We start from the raw sequence: 19,975 nt of genomic DNA on the forward strand, positions 1-19,975 counted from the left end.
CCGCGATGAGACTGACCGACGAACAGCGGGCGCTGAAGGATACCGCCGCGGAGTTCGCGGCGGAACACCTCGCCCCGCACGCGATCGAATGGGACCAGGCCAAGCACTTCCCGGTCGACGTCCTCCGCAAGGCCGCTCAGTTGGGCATGGGCGGCATCTACCTGCCCGAAGACCTCGGAGGCTCCGCGCTCGGGCGGCTCGACGGCGTCCTCGTGTTCGAGGCGCTCGCCACCGGTTGCCCGTCGCTGGCCGCCTACATCTCGATCCACAACATGGTCGCGACCATGATCGACAAATTCGGCGACGACACCCAACGGCACCGGTACCTGCCCCGGATGTCCACGATGGACGCGTTCGGCAGCTACTGCCTCACCGAACCGGACGCGGGTTCCGACGCGGCCGCGCTCTCCACCCGCGCCCGCCGCGACGGTGACCACTACGTCCTCGACGGCGTCAAGCAGTTCATCTCCGGCGCGGGCACTTCGGACGTCCACGTCGTGCTCGCCCGCACCGGCGGTCCGGGCGCCCGGGGTATCTCGGCGTTCATCGTCGACCGGGAGACGCCCGGGGTCTCCTTCGGCCCCAACGAGCTCAAGATGGGCTGGAACGCCCAGCCCACCAGGCAGGTCATCTTCGAAGGCGCCCGCGTCCCGGCGTCCGCGCTGCTCGGCGGCGAAGGCAACGGGTTCCGGGTCGCGATGTCCGCTTTGGACGGTGGCAGGCTCAACATCTCGGCCTGCTCACTCGGTGGCGCGGAGGCCGCGCTCGGCATGGCCGTCCGGCATCTGTCGGAGCGTTCCGCGTTCGGCGAGAAGCTGTCCGAAAAGCAGGCATTGCAGTTTCGGCTGGCCGACATGCGCACCGATCTCGAAGCCGCGAGGACCTTGTTGTGGCGGGCCGCGGACGCGCTCGACCAGGGCGAGGACACGGCGACCCAGCTTTCGGCGATGGCCAAGCGGTTCTGCACCGACACCGGGTTCGAGGTGGCCAACCAGGCGCTGCAACTGCACGGCGGCTACGGCTACCTCGCCGAGTACGGACTGGAGAAGATCGTCCGCGACCTGCGGGTACACCAGATCCTCGAAGGGACCAACGAAATCATGCGCGTGATCATCTCGCGCCGGATGCTGCAGGAGGCTTCGTGAACGACGTCCAGTTCCTCGTCCACAGTGGAATCGGCCGGATCACGCTGAACCGGCCGCGTGCGCTGAACTCGCTGAACCACGACATGGTCCTCGCGATGCTCGAGCGCCTCGAAGCGTGGCGTTCCGATCCGGCTGTCCGCGCCGTGCTGATCGACGGCGCCGGCGACCGCGGGCTCTGCGCGGGCGGCGACATCCGCGCGATCTACGACGACGCCCGCACCGGCGGCACCGCGTCCCTGCGCTTCTGGGCCGACGAATACCGGCTCAACGCCCTGATCTCGCGGTACCCCAAGCCCTACCTGGCACTCATGGACGGGCTCGTCATGGGCGGCGGCGTCGGGGTCTCCGCGCACGGCAGCCACCGGATCGTCACCGAACGCTCCCGGATCGGCATGCCCGAAACCGGCATCGGCTTCGTCCCGGACGTCGGCGGCACGTACCTGCTGTCCCGCGCGCCCGGTGAACTCGGCACGCATATCGCCCTCACCGCGGGTTCCGTCACCGGGCCCGATGCGGTCCACTGTGGACTCGCCGACCATTTCGTCCCGAGCGAGAAAGTTCCGGACCTGCTCGACGCGCTCGCGTCGCGCACCCCGGACACCGCGCTGGACCTGTTCGCCGAACCCGCGCCGCCGAGCGGGCTGGCGGCCGACGCCGAATGGATCGACCACTGCTACGCGGCGGACACGGTCGAAGAGATCCTCACCCGGCTCCACGCGTCGGGCGACGCGGCGGCCACCGCCGCCAAGGAGATCGAGGCGAGGTCGCCGACCGCGCTCAAGGTGACCCTGCGGGCACTCCGGTCGGCAGCGGCGCTGCCCGATCTGGAATCCGTCCTGGCGCAGGAGTTCCGGATCTCGGCCCGCGCACTCTCCTCCGCCGAGTTCGTCGAGGGCATCCGGGCCCAGATCATCGACAAGGACCGCTCGCCGAAGTGGTCGCCCGCCACCCTTCCCGAGGTGGACGACAAGCTCGTCGACGCCTACTTCGCCGGCCTCGAGGACGCCGAGTGGGTGGCACGATGACGATCGCCTTCCTCGGTCTCGGCAACATGGGCGGCCCGATGGCCGCCAACCTGGTGAAGTCCGGTGAAACCGTCCACGGCTACGACCCGGCTCCCGCCGCCCGCTCCGAAGGCGTGGCCAGGTTCGACACCGCGAGCGCGGCTGTCGCGCAGGCCGATGTCGTCGTCACGATGCTGCCTAGCGGCAAGCACGTGCTCGACTGCTACGAACAGATCCTGCCGTCCGCGCGGCCCGGGACGCTGTTCGTCGACTGCTCCACCATCGACGTCGCCGACGCCCGCCAGGCGGCCGAGTTGGTCACGGCGTCGGGGCACCGAGCGGTCGACGCCCCGGTGTCCGGTGGAGTGGTCGGCGCCGAAGCCGGAACGCTGACGTTCATGGTCGGCGGCGATCCGGAGGCGTTCGCCGCGGCCGGTCCCTTGCTCGGCGTCATGGGAGCCAGGGCGATCCACTGTGGATCCTCCGGTGCCGGCCAGGCGGCGAAGATCTGCAACAACATGATCCTCGGCGTCTCGATGATCGCCGTCTCCGAGGCATTCGCCCTCGGCGAGGAACTCGGCCTCACCCACCAGGCCCTGTTCGACGTCGCCTCGACCGCGTCCGGACAGTGCTGGGCGCTGACCACCAACTGCCCGGTCCCCGGCCCGGTCCCGGCCAGCCCCGCCAACCGCGAGTACTCCGGCGGGTTCGCCAGCGGCCTGATGCTGAAGGACCTGCGCCTGGCCGAATCCGCCGCCCGGGACAACGACGTCGCCACCCTGCTCGGCACGAGGGCCGCGGAACTCTACGCGGCGTTCGTCGAGCAGGACGGCCCCGGCCGGGACTTCTCCGCCATCATCACCGCCGTCCGCGACGGCCTCCTCGGCAAGGAAACCACCGCATGAGCGAGTACGAGACCATCACCGTCGAGCGGGCGGGCGACCGCGTCGCCCTCATCACCCTCAACCGGCCCAAGGCGCTCAACGCGCTGAACCTGCGGGCGATGCGGGAGATCACCGGGGCGGCGGGCGAACTCGGGCAGGATCCCGACGTCGGCGCCATCGTGCTCACCGGTTCGGCCAAGGCCTTCGCGGCGGGCGCGGACATCAAGGAGATGCAACCCCAGTCGTTCAGCGACGTCTACGCGGCCGACTGGTTCGCGGGCTGGGACGCGCTTTCCCGCGTCCGTGTCCCGCTGATCGCCGCGGTCTCCGGGTACGCCCTCGGCGGCGGCTGCGAACTCGCGATGATGTGCGACGTCCTGATCGCCGCCGACAACGCCAAATTCGGCCAGCCGGAGATCACCCTCGGCGTCATCCCCGGTATGGGCGGCTCGCAGCGGCTCACCCGTGCGATCGGCAAGGCCAAGGCGATGGACCTGTGCCTGACCGGCCGCATGATCGACGCCGCCGAGGCCGAGCGGTCGGGACTCGTTTCCCGGATCGTCCCGGCCGAGAGCCTGCTCGACGACGCGCTCGCGGTCGCCGCGAAGATCGCGAGCATGTCGCGTCCCGCGGCCATGATGGTCAAGGAGGCCGTCAACCAGGCCTTCGAGAGCGGTCTCGCCGACGGGCTCCGGTTCGAACGGCGCTTGTTCCACGGCACTTTCGCCACCCAGGACCAGAAGGAGGGCATGGCCGCGTTCACCGAGAAGCGCGAGCCGAAGTTCCTTCACTCCTGACCGGTGAGCGACCGGTAGAGCGGTCGCAGCAGGGCGGTGACCGAGGTCCCGTCCACCGTGGCCTTGAGCGGCGGGACCTCGTCGAGCAGTCCCAACGGGTCCCCGGCCGCGGGGCGTCGCTTGTTCGTGACGTCCCCGGCCGGGCCCCAGCCGAAGAAGTCGTCCATCACGTCATCGAGTCCGGGCGTCTCTGTTTCCGCCGACGGTGCCGTCACGCGGGCGCCCGCCTGCCGTCCGATCTCCTCGAGCAACGTTGTGCGGTCCCGTCCGCGAAGCGCGAAGATCGCGAACGGGTCCTCTTCTTCGGCGAGCGCGATCAGCCCGGCGACGAGGTGGTCGCACGGGACTCGGGTGCCCGGACATGTGCAGTCCAGCGAAAGTTCCCAAGCCGCTTCGGGAAACAGCGGCACCTGCTCCGCGGTGAAGAAGCGCTCGATGTCCTCCGGAACCTCGCCGTCGAGCAGGGCCGCTGTCGTGGCCTCGTCCGCGGCGACGGCGGCGATGACCGCCGTCCACACCTGCTTGCCGAACGTCGGCAGGCCGACGCGGACCTCGTAGAACCGCTGCCGGGTCACCCGGACCTGGGCGACGGCCGCGCCGGGCCCGATCGTCAGGGTGTCGACCCGACAGGGCGGTACGAGTCCTTTGTGGACGCCCAGTTCGTCGAGCGCCCGGCGGAATCCGTCAGTCATCGGCCGCCTCCCGTCCCAGCGCGAAGACCTCGCGCAGCGAATCGGTGGACAGCTCCGTGAGCCAGTCCTCCCCGTCGGTGACGACGAGACCCGCCAGCGCTTCCTTCTTCGTGATGACGGCGTCGATCCGATCCTCGATGGTGCCGGGACAGACGAACTTCCGCACCTGCACACTGTTCCGCTGGCCGATGCGGAAGGCCCGGTCGGTGGCCTGTTCCTCGACCGCCGGATTCCACCACCGGTCGAGATGCAGGACGTGCGTGGCCGCGGTGAGCGTCAGTCCGGCTCCCCCGGTCTTCAGCGACGCTAGCAGGATCGGCGGGCCTTCGCCCGACTGGAAGTGTTCGACGATCGAGTCACGGCGCCGCTGCGACAACCCGCCGTGCAGGAAGGCGATCTTCGCGTTCAGCTTGCCCGAAAGATGCGGCACCAGGAGGTGACCGAACTCGGCGTACTGGGTGAAGCACAGCGCACGGTCGCCCGAATCCAGGATTTCGGCGAGGAGTTCTTCGAGCCGGTTGACCTTGCCGGACCGGGCTCCGATCGGCGAACCGTCGTGCAGCAGATGCGCCGGGTGGTTGCAGATCTGCTTGAGCTTCGTGATCGCCGCGAGGATGTTGCCGCGCCGTTTGACCCCGGCGCTGTCGGCGATCTTGGTCATCATCTCGTCCACGGTCGCCCGGTACAACGTCACCTGCTCACGGGTGAGGCGGTACTCCTGGAGGATCTCGATCTTCTCGGGAAGGTCGGCGAGCACGGTGGGATCGGTTTTGAGGCGCCGCAACAGGAACGGCCGGGTCAGCCGGCGCAGCTCGGTGGCCGCGGCGAGGTCGCCCCGGCGCTCGATGGGCACCTCGAACCGCTCGCGGAACTCCTGCCTGCCACCGAGGACGCCGGGGTTGAGCAGATCCGACAGCGACCACAGATCCGCGAGCCGGTTCTCCACCGGAGTCCCGGTCAGCGCGACCCGATGGCCCGCGGGGATCCGGCGCAAGGCCTGAGCGGGTCCGGTGTTCTGGTTCTTGACCGCCTGAGCCTCGTCGAGCACGAGCCGGTGCCACCGGATCCCGGCGAGTTCGTCGGCGTCGCGGGCGGCGGTCGAGTAGGTGGTGACGAGAAGATCCACGTCCTCGACGCGCGCGTGACCACGATCGGCACCGTGATGGATGTGCACGCGTAGCTCCGGCGCGAATTTGGCCGCCTCGCGTTGCCAGGTCCCGAGCAACGACATCGGACAGACGAGCAGCGTCGGCCTCCGGTCGGCCTGCGCCCGCTCGATCGCTTCGAGCGCGAGGAGCTGGACCGTCTTGCCGAGCCCCATGTCGTCGGCGAGGCAGGCGCCGAGCCCGATCGACGCCATGAACGAAAGCCAGGCGACACCCCGGCTCTGGTAGGGCCGCAAGGTCGCCAGGAACGTCGGCGGCGGCTCGACCGGCTCGATGGTGCGCTGGACACGCCCGGCGAGGAAGTCGTCGATCCAGCCGTCGGTCGTGACCTCGGTGACCGGCAGCGGCGCTTCGAAGCCTCCGCGGAGCAGGGCCAGCAGGTCCGCCGGGGTGGGCAGCGGCGGCTTCTCGCGATCCGGGTCGCGGCGCAGGTACTCGAGACCGGCGCGCAGCAGTTCGGGGTCCACGCTCACCCAGCGGCCGCGCAGCCGAACCAGCGACGACTTCGCGTCGGCGAGCGCGGCCAACTCCTCGTCGGTCAGCGCGTCCTCCCCGACGGCGAGCGCCCAGCGGTAGGAGGCGAGCTGGTGGCGGCCGAGCCGGTGCACGGCGGCCTGGTCGACGGGCGCGCCGCGGACGGACAGCTTGAGCGCGAGCTTCCGCCTGCCACCCCAGCTCGCCGGGAGCTGGACGTCGAAACCGGCCGCGACCAGCTGTTCCGCGCCGCCGTCGAGGAACTCGACGGTTTCGGCGACGGTGAGGTCGTAGAGGCCCGGTTTCTCGGCCTCGACCGCCGGGCCGAGCAGCGGCAGCACTCCCGCGGCTCGCTCCAGCTCGGCGGTGAAAAGACCTTCGGGGTCGGTGAACTTCGCGCCCGCCTTGCCGGACCAGACGTCCTCGGCCGGGAGCAGGAGACTGGGATCGGCTGCGGAGCGCAGGAAGAACCGCAGCTGCCACTTGGTTCCGTCACCGGTCTGGTCGTCCGGGTCGTCCATCGGGCCGTACAGCGTGGGGACCTCGTCGAGCCGGAGGCAGACGGTGCCCTCGGTGAGGTCGGTGTCGCCGAGGGCGTCCCAGGCCGCGATGCCCTCGGCGACGATCCCCATCCGTCCCGGCGCCTGGCCGATCCGATCGTCCGCGCTCTTCAGCGCGTGGAACCACGACCCGAACGGCCCCTCGCGCCCGTCGCTTTCCGTGGCGTGGCCCGCGGCGGCCAGGCGATCGCGGACGGCGGCGTCGACCAGGGTGTGGAGCGCGTCGGTGATCAGCGCCGCCGGATCCGGCCTGGTGTGCTCGGCCCGGCCGACCGGCGGGGTGGCCGCGATCAGCGTCCGGAGCGTGACGGCGTCGCCGCCCCTGGCCACCGGCCGCCACCGGGCTCGCGCGACGATCTCGTTCCGCACGAGGGTGGGCAGCACCCGGCCGCGGCGCACCAGATCGTCCGCCAGCCGGACGACGGCGCGGAGATGGCGGACGGAAGTGCCGTAGCTGACCGTGTCCGCCAGATCTCCCAGCTCGGAGGGGTCGACGAGGAGCGCCGGGACCGACCACAGTTCCAGCGACAGCTCCTGCTGCGGGCGGCCTCGGACACCCAGTTCCGGCGAGGCGACCGGGCCGCCGCGCCGCGACGGCAGCAGCAGGACCGCCGACGCCGGTTTACCGGGGTGCAGCGCGGTCAGATCCGCGACGGACGCGGCGAACGGATGCGGCCGGGCCGCGCTCGACGGCCGCATCGACGTCGTCGCCGGGCGGTCGCCGTGTTCACCCCAAAGCACGATCCCGCGGCCACGGGACCACAGGCCGTGCACGACGAGTGGCGACATGTTCTCCCTTCCGCGGTCTGTGCCCTCCAGCATGCCCGGGACCGATCAGCGTCCGGTCAGCGAGGGTCACACCATCGTGTAGCTAGGCGGGGGTCGCCCGCTCTTCTAGCCTGATGAGCTCGTCCCCACACGGAAGCGATGCATTCGATGACCGACGGAGAGGCGCGCGCCGGCGTGCTGTCGAAACGCGCGCTGGTGATCGCCTCGCACGCGGTTGAACGGGCCGCGCTCGCCGAAGGCACCGACGAGAACATGGTCGTCCTCGCGCTTTTCCAGCGACTGCCGTACTTCGAGCGGGAACGCGAGGTCTACGCCAGGATCGCCCGTCGCGCGGCCGTGACCGTCGTCGGCATGGTCGATTCCGGCCGCCCTGACCTGCCGCACGGCGTGACCCCCGTCCTGCTGCGCGCCGACGAGAGCCTTGCCCGCGAATGGTCGGTCGCGGTGCTCACCCCGACGTTCGGCGGCTCGGTCGTCGCCCAGGATCTCGACGACGTCGACCCCTCGGCGACGTCCGTCGAAGCGGCGCGGCGTTTCCAGGGCCGCTGGGGTTTCCGCCGGGACGAGGCCTACGCCGAAGTCGTCCGGCTGCGCGACGCGCTCGGCGATCGGCTGCCGCCCACCGCGCGGATCAAGATCGACGAGGTCCTGAACAGCGTGACGACCCCCGCCGCCGCGCCGGTCGAGAACCGCGCTGAAGCGGCGCTGCGTCATCTCGCCGCCCGCCTGGAACGACGACCGGCGCCGAAACCGGAGGAACCCGCCCTCGCGACCGATCCCGAAACCGGCCTGGCGACCATGGCCGGGATCGCCGGCTGGCTGGGCGCGTCGACCGACACCGTTCCGCTCGGCCTGATCCTCATCACCGTCGACGACCTCACCGAAGTCGAGCGGCGCCACGGCAACCGGGTCAGGATGCACACCGAGCAGAACATCGCGGATCTGATCCGCGAAGACCTGCGCCCGCTCGACAAGGCCGTCCGGCTCGGCACCGAAGAATTCCTGCTCGTCCAGCCCGCGCTGGAAGCGGCCGACCTGACCGAACGCAGCCTGCGGCTCGAACGACGGCTCGGCGCCCTCCACGCCACGTACCCGTTCGTGGATCTGCACCCGAGGACGACCACCATGCTCACCAGGAAACGGCCGCTGCCGGTGCATTCCCTGCGCGCACAGCTGAAGCAGGTGCCGACGGCGGCGTTGTGGCCGCCGAGTCACGGCATGCTCCCGTCGCCGAACGGCGGCGGTTCGACCTGGTTCCGGTGATAGGTTTCCTCCGTGGAAAACGCCCTGGACGCAATCGATCCGCGTGAAGCGTTGACGATCCTCGGCTGCTCGAAGGGCAAGACCCGGGGAGGCACGACGCCCGAAAACGGCACTGTCTGGCCGGAACCGATGCTTCGCGCGCGGGCGGATGTCCTGGCGAAGTCCAAGGTCGAAGACGGCGGACTGCGGCCGGCCTGGCTCCGCTACAGCGGGCACTTCTACCGGAACGTCGACGGCGCGCTGGGCGAGGCCGTCGAGCACGGGCGGACCTTGATCCTCAGCGGTGGCTACGGAATCCTGCGCGCCGACGAGCCGATCCCCTACTACGACCGGAAACTGAGGCTCAGCGATTGGCCGACAGGCGTCCTCGAGGACGCTGTCATCGGCGAAGCGCGCCGGATCGGTGCGGCGAAGGTGGTCACGTTCGTGTCCGCCAGCGCCGACTACGCCAAGCTGATCCGGCGGATCCCTTGGGGTGAAACGGAGATCGGGGCCGTGCTGGTGACGATCGACTTCCACGACGGCGGGGCGCAGATCGAGGTACCGCGACGGCTGGCGCGGGCTTTCGGCGCGTGGTGGCGCGGGTCGCCGTCGGACTACCCGGCCGGCATGGTCGTGGAGAAGCTGGGATGAGAGACACGGATCTCGCCGAGTTCTACACCCTGCTCGATCGGCTTGGCACTCCTCGGCGGCTGCGTGAGGCGACCGGCCGGGATGGCTGGCCGAGTCACGGCGTCTACTTCTTCTTCGAGGACGGCGAACTGCGCGCCGACAGCACACCGAGGGTGGTCCGCGTCGGCACCCACGGCCTCAGCGCCACCAGCCGGACGAAGTTATGGCAGCGCCTCGCGCAGCATCGCGGGACGCTGAAGGGCGGCGAAAACCATCGCGCGTCGATCTTCCGGCACCACATCGGGACAGCGTTGATCAGGCGCGATCACGCACCCGGCCCCTTGCTGACCGCGTGGACCGCGCGGCCTCGACTTCCGGAATGGGCCGCTGCCGAGTCCGAGATCGAACGCGAAGTCAGCGACCACCTGGGCAGGATGCCGTTTCTCTGGCTCGCGGTCCATACCGCCGATCTGCGCGCTCACCTCGAACGGAACAGCATCGCGCTGCTCTCCAACCTCCGCGGGGCCCCCGATCGGCCGAGTTACACCTGGCTCGGCCATCACGCGCTCAGCGGCAAGGTCCGAGACTCGGGACTGTGGAACGTGAACCACGTCGATGAGGACTACGACCCCGGCTTCCTCATCTCGTTCCGGAAGCTCGTCTGACTATTTACAATACAGGTCTGCACTGTATCTTAATGAGGTGACTTCAGAAGACCGCGCGCCCGGCAGGCCGCGCAGCCGGGAAGCGGACGCGGCGATTCTCGAGACCGCGCTCGAGTTGCTGATCGAATCCGGCGCCACCGCGACCAGCATCGAACAGGTGGCGCGCCGCGCCGGAGTCACCCGCGCGACCGTGTACCGCCGTTTCCCGGACAAAACCCGCCTCTTGATCGCCGCGCTCGAAGCCGCCTACGGCGATCCCCCACCGATCCCGGAAATCGCCGACGTCGAACAGCTGGTGAAAAGCTGGGCCACCGTCGTCGCCGATCCGCGGCAACGCCGGCTCCTCCGCCGCGTCTACGGCGCGATCGAGGACCTGCCGGAACTCGCCAAGGCGTATCAGGACCTGTTCGGCAAGGATCGCGATCAGGCCCGCCGGGACGTGTTCGCCCGTGCCCGCGACAGCGGGCACCTCCCCGCCGGCGTCGACCTGGAAGTCCTGCTCGACCTGCTCACCGGCGCGATCTGGCAGCACCTCGCCACCCGCCCCGACACCTGCACGCCGGCGGAGACCGAGGACTTCCTCCGCGACGTGCTCCGCCAAGTCGGCTATCGGCCGCGTCCAGAGGAAGGAACAGCGCCATGACCACAGCGAGCCCGGAAGCACAGCGGCGAACCCGGGCGTTCGCCCGCGTGATCGGCCCCTACGTCGCCACGTTCACCACCATCTACGCGATCCGCCTGCCCGAACTCCAGGGCCTCACCGGCGACCTGTTCGATCAGCCCGGCCTGATGCTGTTGCTGGGCGCGATGATGCTCGCCGCGGGGCTCGTCATCATCGGCGGGCACCGCAGCTGGCGCGGGCCCCTCGCGGTCACCGTGTCCCTGTTCGGCTGGTTCGTCGCCATCCGCGGTTTCCTGCTCATCGCGACGCCCGCGACGATCCGGTCCGGGGTCGACGCCACCATGCTCTCCCCCGTCGCGATGACCGCCGCCCGCGTCTTCTTCGGAGCCCTGGCCGCGTTGGGTCTGCTGCTGACTTACGCCGGCTGGTTCGCTCGCCGTCCCGCCACTGGGTGACGCTTACGGCCAGCGAGCTTCGGAAAGCGCCAGCGCGGCACGGAGGAACGCCTTGCGATCGGCGGCGGAAAGCTGTTCGAGGAGCCGCTCCTCCTGCTCCTGGATTCGCGACTGGGCCGACCTCCGCGCGGCGCGGCCGTCGTCGGTGATCCCCAGCAACCGGACCCGGCGATCCTTCGGGTCGGGCTCGCGGGTGATCAGGCCCTCTTCCTGGAGTGTGTCGAGGGTGCCGATGATCCGGGTCTTGTCCGCACCGATCGCCTTGGCGAGCGCGGCCTGCGTGCGGACGGGCCCGTCGTCGAGGGCGCTGAGCACCACATAGCCCCACATCGTCAACCCGTGCTCGGCCAGCACCGGCGTCTCGGCGTTCATCAGCCGTCGCATCAGCCCGCCGAGCATCGCCGCGAGATCCGGCCTCCCCTGCTCCGCCATGCGCAGACCATACCGACCGGACTCGCGAAACCGGTTGACGAACTCGTATGCATACGTAGATGATAAGCGCATGCATACCGATGAACTTCGCATCCTCGACGCCATCGTGACCCGGACGAGCCTCGACCTCGTCGCCGAGATCACCCCGGCCGACCTGACCAAGCCGACCCCGTGCAGCGCCTGGACCCTCCACGGCCTGCTGGCGCATATGACCACCCAGCACCACGGTTTCGCCGCCGCGGCCGAAGGCGAGAGCCACCTCGACTACTGGCGCCTGCTCCCGCTGGGCGACGACCCCATCGCCACCTACCGCGCCTCGGTCAAGCGGGTGCTGAACGCCTTCGTCCCCCACGACCTGGCCGACCGGAAGTTCGCGCTTCCCGAGTTCTCCACCGAGATCACCTTCACCGCGGAGCAGGCACTGGGCTTCCATTTCGTGGACTACCTGGTGCATTCGTGGGACGTGGCCAAGACTCTCGGCCTGCCCGTCGAGTTCCAGCAGGAGGTGCTCGACGCCGGACTGGGATTCGCCGAGTCGATCCCGAACGGCCAGAACCGGAAGGCGCCGGGCGCCGCCTTCGGCCCGGCCGTCGACGAGGCGGGGAAGTCCGATTTGGACACGATCGTCGCCCTGCTGGGACGCTCCCCGTCTTGGCCGGACGTCACACCCCAGGCCTGACCGGCACGGCCTCGAGAATCCGGGCGGTGACCAGTTCGGGCTTCTCGAGGGACAGTCCGTGAGTGGTCTTGGGCACGACCTCGACGCGGATGTGCGGACTCAAGGATTCCAGCCGGGCCGCCACCGCGCGGGCGTCGTGGATGACACTGCGTTCGGCGACGACGATCCGGGTGGGCACGTCGATCGCGTACAGCTCGTCATCGCTGAACAGGTGCATCCCGGGGAGGCGCTGTTTGTACTTGAGAGCGGCGAAGAGCAGTGGCCGCACGGTGTGCCGCACTTCCGGATCCCCGGACGACACCAGCCGGAGCAGCCACTTCGGCAGGAACCAGCGGAAGATCTCGCGGAGGCTCCACCAGATGAAGCTCCGGCCGATCGCACCGAACCCCGAGGCTTCGAAGGTGATGACACCGGCGATCCGGTCGGTCGCCCGGGAGGCGAGGTTCAGGGCGAGCCAGCCACCTCGCGAAACTCCGGCGAGATGGACCTTTTCGTGGCCGGTTCCCGCGAGCACCCCATCGACGACCTCGGCGAGCCACTCCGCACAGTCCTCTGTGGACTCGATGGGCGCGGTCTGGATCGATCGTCCTGGTTCGCCGATGGTGTCGACGGCATGGACCCGGTGCCGGACGGCGAGTTCGGCGATGTGCGGATACCAGGACAGTGACGTGCCCATCCCGCCGGGAAGCAGCGCGACCGGCGGGCCGTCCTCCGGGCCGCAGCGCCGGACCCGCGTCGGGCCGAATCTCGTCTCGATGTCCAGCTCCTCGGCGGGAATCGGCCACTTCCGCAGGATCGCGTCATAGGTGACAAAGAAGCGCTCCTCCGCCTTCTTGTCGGTGAACTCCCCCAGCATCGTGCCTCCTCGAAGTTTTTATGGTGCACTTGCACCATAACAGTCGGTGGCCACTTCGGCCACCTCTCGACGACATGGCAGAGTGATCGCGTGCCGAAACGTGTCGACCACCTTGAACGCAGGCGCGAGATCGCGGAGGCACTCTTCCGGATCGCCGCCGCCCGAGGCTTGCAAGCCGTCACGCTGCGTGCGGTCGCCTCCGAGGCCGGAATCTCGATGAACCTGGTCCAGTACTACTTCCCGACCAAGGAGGAGATGCTGCGGTTCGCCTGGCAGCGGATCGTCGAACTGACCGGCGAGATCGCCGGGAAGGGCATCGTCGAAGCGATGGCGACCGGGGACGAGCGCACCATCGTGCGCGCCTACCTGACCGGCGTCCTGCCGGACGGCGAACGCCGCCGCAGGCTGGCCGCGGTCCAGATCGCCTACTTCGCCGTCGACGTCACCCGCGGAAGTCAAGATCCCGAACAGGAACCGCTTCTGCCCCACCTGATCCGCGCACTCACCGAACTACTGCAGAAGGCCCAGGCGAAGGGCGACATCCCGGCCCATCTCGACCCCCGGCTGGAGGCCGACGCGCTCGCGACGATGTCCGCCGGCCTCGTCACCGGGATCCTGGTCGACGCCTATACCGCGGAGCGCGCGGCGGAGATCGTCGACTACCGGCTCGACGGGGTGTTCACCGGCGCGCGATGAGCGCCTCGATACCGTCCAGGATGCGACCGAGGCCGAATTCGATGTCGCTGTCGTCGATGCCTTCTTCGCTGTACGCCTCACCGGAGATCACCGTGGCGACGCGTGAGTAGCCCCGTTCCTGCAGGCGCGGCTCCAGGAACTCGCTCAACGCCAGGGTCCGCTCGGGAGCGCCCGCGTCGATGTCACGAAGCAAGGCCGCGGTGCTGCGCACCCAGCCGTCGACGAGCACCGTGCAACCCATCACGTCGCGGGTGCTCAAGCCCGTGTCCGCCATCGCTTCCAGGAAGTTCTCCAGCCAGCCCAACAGGTTCGGCGTGGTCGGCGCGTTGCGCACCGGGAGGTCGATCAGCCACGGATGGCGGCGGCTCCGTTCGAGGAGCGTGCGAGCCCAGACGGTGACGGCCACCCGCCAGTCACCGGATGGAGACTCGGGCGGCGGCCCCCAAGCCGATTCGGCGACGAGGACGAGCAGTTCCTCCTTGGAACTCAGGTACCTGTAGAGCGCGTTCGCGGTGATGCCGAGTCGCTTGGCGATCGACGGCATGGACAGGGCCGCGTAACCCTCCGCGTCGGCCTGCGCGATGGCCGCGTCGACGATCTGCTCGAGGCTGTATCCCGGTTTCGGCCCCCGCCGGGGCGCCGGCGTGTACCCCCAGGCCAGCGCGGTACCCGGCGGCAGCAACTCGATCTTGTCGTCCATCGGGGCATTGTTGCACCCAAAACCAGTAAAGGCATACACTGTTCATGGCATACACAGTTAACTTCCGGTTTTGGGGGATCGATCATGAGCGAACCGAACAGGCGGAACGTGCTTCGCGGAGCGGCGGCACTGGCCATCGGCGGGGTCGCCGCGACCTATGGAAGCGTCGGCTCCGCCTCGGCCGGGCAGAGCGCGACGAAGGAGCACTTCCCCTTCATCGAGGGCGCTTTCGCGCCGGTCAAGGAGGAGGTGACCGCGTTCGGCCTGCCGGTCACCGGCCGCATCCCGAAGGATCTCTGCGGGCGGTACCTGCGCACCGGGCCGAACGTCCTCGGTCTCGAGGATCCGCGCGCGCACCACTGGATGCTGGGTGAGGGAATGGTGCACGGCGTCCGGCTGCGCGACGGCAAGGCCGAGTGGTACCGCAACCGCTGGGTGCGTTCCTCCGGCGTCGCGGCGAAGCTGGGCGAGCGCTACCCGTGGCCGGTGCCCGAGCAGGACTTCGCGCCGAACACGCACGTGATCAGCCACCACGGTCGCATCCTCACCCTGCAGGAGTCCGGCGCACCGCCATACGAACTCGACGGAGAACTGAACACGCTGGGACCGTTCGATTTCAGCGGTTCGCTGGAGGGGTCTTACACCGCGCACACCAAGTTCGACGCCCATGCCGACGAACTGCACGCCGTGACCTACCACCCGATCTGGGACCACGTACGGCATCTGATGATCGACAGAACCGGCCGCGTGGTGCGGACGACCCGGATCCCGGTCACCGACAGTCCGATGATGCACGACTTCGGGCTCACGAAGAACTACGTGGTCGTGTTCGACGTGCCGGTCACTTTCGACCCGCAGCCGGGCAAAGTCGTGCCCTACAAGTGGAACTCGGATCACCCGGCCAGGGTCGGGGTGATGAAACGCGAGGGCGGTCCGGTCCGCTGGTTCGGCGTGGATCCGGTGTTCTACTCGCATACGCTCAACGCCTACGAGCAGGGCTCCACGGTGGTGGTCGACCTGACCACGATGCCCGCGCCGTTCGAAGTCGCCGGTAGGCAAGGCTTCGGCGGCCCGTCCGCGTCGGGCCCGCCGGTGCTGGAGCGCTGGACGATCGATTTGACGCACGGACGGGTGCGGCGCCGTGTCCTCGACGACCGGCCGCAGGAATTCCCGCGTGTCAACGAAAGCCTGGTGTCACGACGGCACCGGTACGGGTATTCGGCCTCCCCCGGCGAGTTGTTCGATGTCTACCTGGACAAGCCCGCCGACACCTTCGGCAACGCTCTGATCAAGCACGACCTGACCGGAGGACGCTCCGAAGTGCACCGCTTCGGCCGGGGCGCCGACGCGAGCGAAGCGGTATTCGTGCCGTCGTCCCACAGCAAGTCCGAGGACGACGGCTACGCGCTCGCCTACGTGAACAACCCCGACCGCAACGCCTCGGATCTGGTGATCCTCTCGGCGCAGGACTTCACCGCGAAGCCGTTGGCACGTATCCACCTGCCGCGGCCCGTCCCGCTGGGCTTCCACGGCAGCTGGGTCGCCGACTGAGGGATCGGGCGGTCGCCGGGCACCCGGCGACCGCCCTCCGGTCATACCCCGGTGAGCACCCCCTCCAGCGCGGCCGCGGTGTCCGGATGACGCTCGAGCAGCGTCAAGCCTGTGGGCGCGGTGCTCCCCCATGGCTCGTCGCAGCCCAGCAGATCCGCCACGGCGTCACAGGTCGCCGGATGCGCGGCCAGCAACGCGAGGCCGCTCCCGCCGGTAGTCCTTCTCGCCGCGACCGGCTCCGGCTGGTTCTTCCAGGGCGGGACCCATTCGTCGAGCGCCGCGAGCCGTCCGGGGAACAGTCGTCCGGCTTCCCGGACGAGGAGCGGCACGAGCTCCGCACCTCGTGATCGCAACGTCGTGATCAACGTCGGCAACCACGGCAGCAGCAACCTGTCCGGGAGCTCGGCGAAGGCGTTCGACACCGCCTCGACGACGAAGTCGGCCAACCCCGGCGCCGGTTCCAACGCGTGGACGAATCCGCTGAGGTAACGCGGATAAGCGGGGAGCACCAACGGGTTGGCCAGCAGCCCGGCACAACGCTCGCGCAAGTCCGCGCGCGAGAGGTGCCCGAGCTGGACCTGTGCCGCCCACAGCAACGCCACCTTCGACGGCTCCTGTGGATGCGATCCGGCGATCGCCAGCTCCAGCTGGGTGCGGTCGCAGCCGAGCGACAAGGCGAGCGCCTCCATGCTGAACAGGAAGCCCAGCATCGCGGCGACCTGCTCGACACCGGCCTCCTCGTCGGTGAAGGCCGCCGGAAGCAGGGTGCAGTAGTGCGCGTACCCCGTCTTGACGAAGTCCTCGATCCACCGGGGCAGCACCGGCTCGCTGGTCCGGTAGTGCGCCAGCAGCCTCCGCACCCGCCGCAGGACTTCGGGAGCGCCGTCGACCGTGCGTTCGGTGGCCAGCACCTCCAGCGCCCGCGCGCCCAGCTCCCCCGCCAGCCGGGCGCTGCGCAAGTAGCGCGTCGCGTCCTCGACGGCTTCGAGCACCTTCGCCGCGGTGGCCTGCGGGTGGTATGCGGCACGTCGAAGACGTTGTTCCAGCACCTGTTCGATGCTGACGCCCTCGTAACCCAGCTCGATCAGCGCCCGCTGGTGGGTGCCCAGCGCGAGATCCCACGACTCCTGGATCGGCCGTTCGCCGAGCCGCCGCTCCCCCATGATCGGCCGCGCGGCGCCGTGCGGCATCAGGTACCGCAGCATCCACAACAGGTCCGAGCAGGGTTCCAGCTCCGGCCGCGAGGCGATGTCGAGCAGCGCCCGCTGAACACCTCGTTGCTGTAGCTTGAGGTTCAGCGGCTCGAGCCTGTCGTGCACGTCGCGCGCCAGCGGTGGCAACGCGTCGTAGCCGACCTGACCTATCCGGTCCCCGCCCATCATGATCTCGACGAGACGGCGCACGTCGCGTCTACCGGGGACGACGTCCTTCTCGATGCACGTGACCGCGGCGTCCTGGAAGTCGTACGGCGTGGGCTTCGCCCGGTCTCGCAGGCCAGCCAGCAGGATCGAGGTCTCGAACACCGCGATGGCGTCGGCCGTCGAGGACAGATAGCCGTTGCGGCGTGCCGCCCGCACGATCTCGACCGACCAGCCCAGCAGTTCGGCCTCGTCCAGCCGGTCCAGGACCGGAGGTCGCTGCAGGAAACCGGAAAGCTGGTCCGATGGATCCACTGCCACCGGATCCGATGCGGGCGCGGGCAACTCCGCGGGCTTCTTCCGCTTCGGCCCACCCACCTGACCGTCCAGCTGGAACTGCTTGACCTTGGTGCGCTTGAGGTTCTTCGCCCACTCCGTCGCGGCGATCGACACCGACCCGCCGGCGAGACCGAACTGCGCCTCGATCGACGCGTGACTCGACGGGATCAGCCCGTATTGCCAGGTGCTCGCACTGCGCGGGCTGATCTCGAACCCGTCCGTGCCTTCGACGCCGAACTCCGCGACCCGGCTGGCCGCGTGGAACGCGCCGCAGACGTAGAGGCAGTCCGCGGGATCGGCCCCCGAAGCGGCGAGATGCTCACGCATCCTGGTCCACATGTAGCGCTCGCGGTCCTCGTCCACCCGCACGCGGCGGGTGTCGCCGGGAGCGAGACGCCGGAACAGACTCCCGATCAGGAACATGACCTGGCGATAGGTGTCGTGGTCGCTGTCGCCGAGCGTCAGCTCGACGTACTGATGCCACCACTCCGACCAGTGCCGTACCCGCCCATGGCGCAGCAGGTGCTCCTCGAGTTCGGTGAACCGGGGCCGCAGGTCACCGATCTCGACGCCGACAGCGTCCCCGTGCAGCGCGGCCTCTTCCTCGGCGGACGCCGCGTCCGGTTCGGGGGACGGCTCACGCTCGTCCCACTGGAAGACGTGGTCGGCCGACCGATCGACGAGGACGAGCTCGACACCCGGGGTGTCGAGGGCGTACGCGATCGCCTGGTATTCCGCCGAAGCCTCGGTGATCGGCGCGACCACCGACAACGGCGCCCACTCGGCGGGGAACCCCTTCACGTCCGTCGCGAAGGCCTGCACCGCCACCGGAAGACGGCAGTTGCGCAGCTCGGTCAGCAGCGGTGCCATGTCCTCGCACAGTTCGAGGTACACCACCTTCGGCTGCTTTTCCCGCAACCGCCGCGCCATCGACACGGCCGAAGCCGGGGAATGGTGGCAGACCGGGAAGATCTCCAAAGGCTCCCTCACCGCGCGGTCGACGTCGTCGACGAGCCCGAGCAAGATGCCCTCCAGCGCGCCGGGCCCGTCGGCGAAAGCGGCCGCGGCCTCCTGCAACTGGCCGCGTAACGCCTCGAAGGCGCCGCTCACGAGAGTGTGGCGATCGCGTCGCGGCCGCCATCGAGGAACTCCGGCCAGTCCCCGCCCTCGTCCTTGCTGCGCGGCTCGACGACGCCGTGCAGGTACTTGTTGAGGATCGCCAGATCCTCAGGCTCACGCCGGGCGAGCGACCCGACCAGCGAGGACGCGAGCACGCGGGCTGTCAGCGCGCTCTCTCCGAAGAAGTTGCTGTGCAGGACCGCGTCTTCGAGCACGCCGATCTGTTCGGCGGTGGACAACGCGGACTCCAGCTTTTCGTCGTCGCTGCCCGCCGACGCCGCCGCGGCACGCAGGTCTCCGAAGCTGCGCAGCAGGACATCGAGCAGCGTCGGGGGCACGTCCAGCTCGATCTCGTGACGGCGCAGGAGTTCCTCGGTGCGGAAGCGGACGATCTCCGCCTCGCTCTTCTTGTTCGTCACCACCGGGATCCGGACGAAGTTGAACCGGCGCTTGAGCGCCGAAGACAGGTCGTTGACGCCGCGGTCGCGACTGTTGGCGGTGGCGATCACCGAGAAGCCCGGCTTGGCGAAGACGATGCCGTCGCTGTCCAGCTCCGGCACCGAGATGTACTTCTCCGACAGGATCGAGATCAGCGCGTCCTGCACGTCGCTGGTCGACCTGGTCAGCTCCTCGAAACGGCCGATCGAACCCGCCTCCATCGCGGTCATGATCGGCGACGGGATCATCGAGTCACGCGACTGCCCCTTCGCGATGACCATCGACACGTTCCAGGAGTACTTGATGTGGTCCTCGGTGGTCCCAGCGGTCCCCTGCACGACGAGCGTGGAGTTCCGCGAGATCGCCGCGGCCAGCAGTTCGGCGAGCCAGCTCTTGCCGGTGCCCGGATCACCGATCAGCAGCAACCCGCGGTCGGAGGCGAGCGTGACGATGGCTCGCTCGACGATGCTCCGCTCGCCGAACCACTTCTGCGAGATCTCGCGGTCGAGGCCGTCCGCACGCTCGGAACCGAGGATGAACAGACGCAGCATCTTCGGGGACAGGCGCCAGGCGAACGGTTTGGGGCTGTCGTCGACCGACTCCAGCCAGTCCAGCTCTTCGGCGTACTTGAGTTCGGCGGGGGCACGCAACACGTCGGACATGTCTTGCCTTTCGGAGA

General features: G+C 69.2%; 19 protein-coding genes. 12 read left to right on the forward strand and 7 right to left on the reverse strand.

Features of this window, described 5'->3' with window-relative positions:
• Positions 1-5 precede the first annotated feature (5 nt).
• Genes HDA45_RS01255 through HDA45_RS01270 form a run of 4 tightly spaced genes read left to right on the forward strand, consistent with a single transcriptional unit; the run spans position 6 to position 3,830 of the window.
• Positions 6-1,145, forward strand: a complete 1,140-nt coding sequence (locus HDA45_RS01255; RefSeq protein WP_184891458.1) for an acyl-CoA dehydrogenase family protein — start codon at positions 6-8, stop codon at positions 1,143-1,145.
• The gene (locus HDA45_RS01260; RefSeq protein ID WP_184891459.1) at positions 1,142-2,170 is read left to right on the forward strand and encodes a 3-hydroxyisobutyryl-CoA hydrolase; all 1,029 of its coding nucleotides are present in this window, start codon (positions 1,142-1,144) and stop codon (positions 2,168-2,170) included. Before HDA45_RS01255 ends, HDA45_RS01260 begins: the two co-directional genes overlap by 4 nt.
• Entirely contained in the window at positions 2,167-3,054 is an 888-nt protein-coding gene (mmsB, locus tag HDA45_RS01265) for a 3-hydroxyisobutyrate dehydrogenase (protein ID WP_184891460.1), read from the forward strand. Before HDA45_RS01260 ends, mmsB begins: the two co-directional genes overlap by 4 nt.
• Positions 3,051-3,830 (forward strand): enoyl-CoA hydratase, encoded by a 780-nt coding sequence (locus HDA45_RS01270; RefSeq protein WP_184891461.1) that lies wholly within the window; start codon positions 3,051-3,053, stop codon positions 3,828-3,830. Before mmsB ends, HDA45_RS01270 begins: the two co-directional genes overlap by 4 nt.
• On the opposite strand, the gene HDA45_RS01275 is transcribed toward HDA45_RS01270, so the two are convergent.
• Both HDA45_RS01275 and HDA45_RS01280 read right to left on the reverse strand, forming a co-directional pair.
• Positions 3,821-4,522 carry an SWIM zinc finger family protein gene (locus HDA45_RS01275; protein WP_184891462.1) on the reverse strand — a complete coding sequence of 234 codons (702 nt, stop codon included), beginning with the start codon at positions 4,520-4,522 and terminating at the stop codon, positions 3,821-3,823. The two genes, HDA45_RS01270 and HDA45_RS01275, sit on opposite strands and share 10 nt — an antisense overlap.
• Positions 4,515-7,511, reverse strand: coding sequence for a DEAD/DEAH box helicase (locus HDA45_RS01280; protein ID WP_184891463.1), 2,997 nt, complete (start codon positions 7,509-7,511; stop codon positions 4,515-4,517). Before HDA45_RS01280 ends, HDA45_RS01275 begins: the two co-directional genes overlap by 8 nt.
• Before the next feature lie 147 nt (positions 7,512-7,658).
• Here HDA45_RS01280 and HDA45_RS01285 point away from each other — a divergent pair, with 147 nt between their 5' ends.
• The 5 genes from HDA45_RS01285 to HDA45_RS01305 are packed head-to-tail and all read left to right on the forward strand — an operon-like array spanning position 7,659 to position 11,128.
• Complete coding sequence (locus tag HDA45_RS01285) at positions 7,659-8,774, forward strand: DICT sensory domain-containing protein (RefSeq protein ID WP_184891464.1); 1,116 nt, start codon at positions 7,659-7,661, stop codon at positions 8,772-8,774.
• 12 nt (positions 8,775-8,786) lie between these two features.
• A complete protein-coding gene (locus HDA45_RS01290; protein ID WP_184891465.1) occupies positions 8,787-9,407 on the forward strand; it encodes a YaaA family protein in 621 nt (206 codons plus the stop codon).
• Positions 9,404-10,051 carry a GIY-YIG domain-containing protein gene (locus HDA45_RS01295; RefSeq protein WP_184891466.1) on the forward strand — a complete coding sequence of 216 codons (648 nt, stop codon included), beginning with the start codon at positions 9,404-9,406 and terminating at the stop codon, positions 10,049-10,051. Before HDA45_RS01290 ends, HDA45_RS01295 begins: the two co-directional genes overlap by 4 nt.
• A 37-nt stretch (positions 10,052-10,088) precedes the next feature.
• On the forward strand, positions 10,089-10,694 hold the full coding sequence (locus tag HDA45_RS01300; protein ID WP_184891467.1) for a TetR/AcrR family transcriptional regulator C-terminal ligand-binding domain-containing protein: 606 nt from the start codon (positions 10,089-10,091) through the stop codon (positions 10,692-10,694).
• Positions 10,691-11,128 carry a hypothetical protein gene (locus HDA45_RS01305; RefSeq protein WP_184891468.1) on the forward strand — a complete coding sequence of 146 codons (438 nt, stop codon included), beginning with the start codon at positions 10,691-10,693 and terminating at the stop codon, positions 11,126-11,128. The genes HDA45_RS01300 and HDA45_RS01305 overlap by 4 nt, the downstream gene beginning before the upstream one ends.
• A 3-nt stretch (positions 11,129-11,131) precedes the next feature.
• Here the strand turns inward: HDA45_RS01305 and HDA45_RS01310 are convergent, their stop codons facing one another.
• Entirely contained in the window at positions 11,132-11,560 is a 429-nt protein-coding gene (locus HDA45_RS01310) for a MarR family winged helix-turn-helix transcriptional regulator (protein ID WP_184891469.1), read from the reverse strand.
• Between the two features lie 70 nt (positions 11,561-11,630).
• Between HDA45_RS01310 and HDA45_RS01315 the strand changes: the two genes are divergently transcribed.
• Complete coding sequence (locus tag HDA45_RS01315; RefSeq protein WP_184891470.1) at positions 11,631-12,239, forward strand: TIGR03086 family metal-binding protein; 609 nt, start codon at positions 11,631-11,633, stop codon at positions 12,237-12,239.
• Here HDA45_RS01315 and HDA45_RS01320 read toward each other — a convergent pair.
• Complete coding sequence (locus tag HDA45_RS01320) at positions 12,223-13,095, reverse strand: alpha/beta fold hydrolase (RefSeq protein WP_184891471.1); 873 nt, start codon at positions 13,093-13,095, stop codon at positions 12,223-12,225. The two genes, HDA45_RS01315 and HDA45_RS01320, sit on opposite strands and share 17 nt — an antisense overlap.
• A 90-nt stretch (positions 13,096-13,185) precedes the next feature.
• Between HDA45_RS01320 and HDA45_RS42985 the strand changes: the two genes are divergently transcribed.
• Entirely contained in the window at positions 13,186-13,791 is a 606-nt protein-coding gene (locus tag HDA45_RS42985) for a TetR family transcriptional regulator C-terminal domain-containing protein (RefSeq protein WP_184891472.1), read from the forward strand.
• Here HDA45_RS42985 and HDA45_RS01330 read toward each other — a convergent pair.
• A complete protein-coding gene (locus tag HDA45_RS01330; protein ID WP_184891473.1) occupies positions 13,775-14,491 on the reverse strand; it encodes a TetR/AcrR family transcriptional regulator in 717 nt (238 codons plus the stop codon). The genes HDA45_RS42985 and HDA45_RS01330 overlap by 17 nt on opposite strands.
• Positions 14,492-14,575: 84 nt before the next feature.
• On the opposite strand from HDA45_RS01330, the gene HDA45_RS01335 reads away from it, so the two are divergent.
• Complete coding sequence (locus tag HDA45_RS01335) at positions 14,576-16,042, forward strand: carotenoid oxygenase family protein (protein ID WP_184891474.1); 1,467 nt, start codon at positions 14,576-14,578, stop codon at positions 16,040-16,042.
• A gap of 41 nt (positions 16,043-16,083) precedes the next feature.
• On the opposite strand, the gene HDA45_RS01340 is transcribed toward HDA45_RS01335, so the two are convergent.
• Both HDA45_RS01340 and HDA45_RS01345 read right to left on the reverse strand, forming a co-directional pair.
• On the reverse strand, positions 16,084-18,849 hold the full coding sequence (locus HDA45_RS01340) for a DUF5682 family protein (RefSeq protein ID WP_184891475.1): 2,766 nt from the start codon (positions 18,847-18,849) through the stop codon (positions 16,084-16,086).
• On the reverse strand, positions 18,846-19,958 hold the full coding sequence (locus tag HDA45_RS01345; RefSeq protein ID WP_184891476.1) for an ATP-binding protein: 1,113 nt from the start codon (positions 19,956-19,958) through the stop codon (positions 18,846-18,848). The genes HDA45_RS01340 and HDA45_RS01345 overlap by 4 nt, the downstream gene beginning before the upstream one ends.
• Positions 19,959-19,975: the final 17 nt, after the last annotated feature.

This window comes from Amycolatopsis umgeniensis (genome assembly GCF_014205155.1).
In the GTDB taxonomy this organism is placed as follows: Bacteria; Actinomycetota; Actinomycetes; order Mycobacteriales; family Pseudonocardiaceae; genus Amycolatopsis; species Amycolatopsis umgeniensis.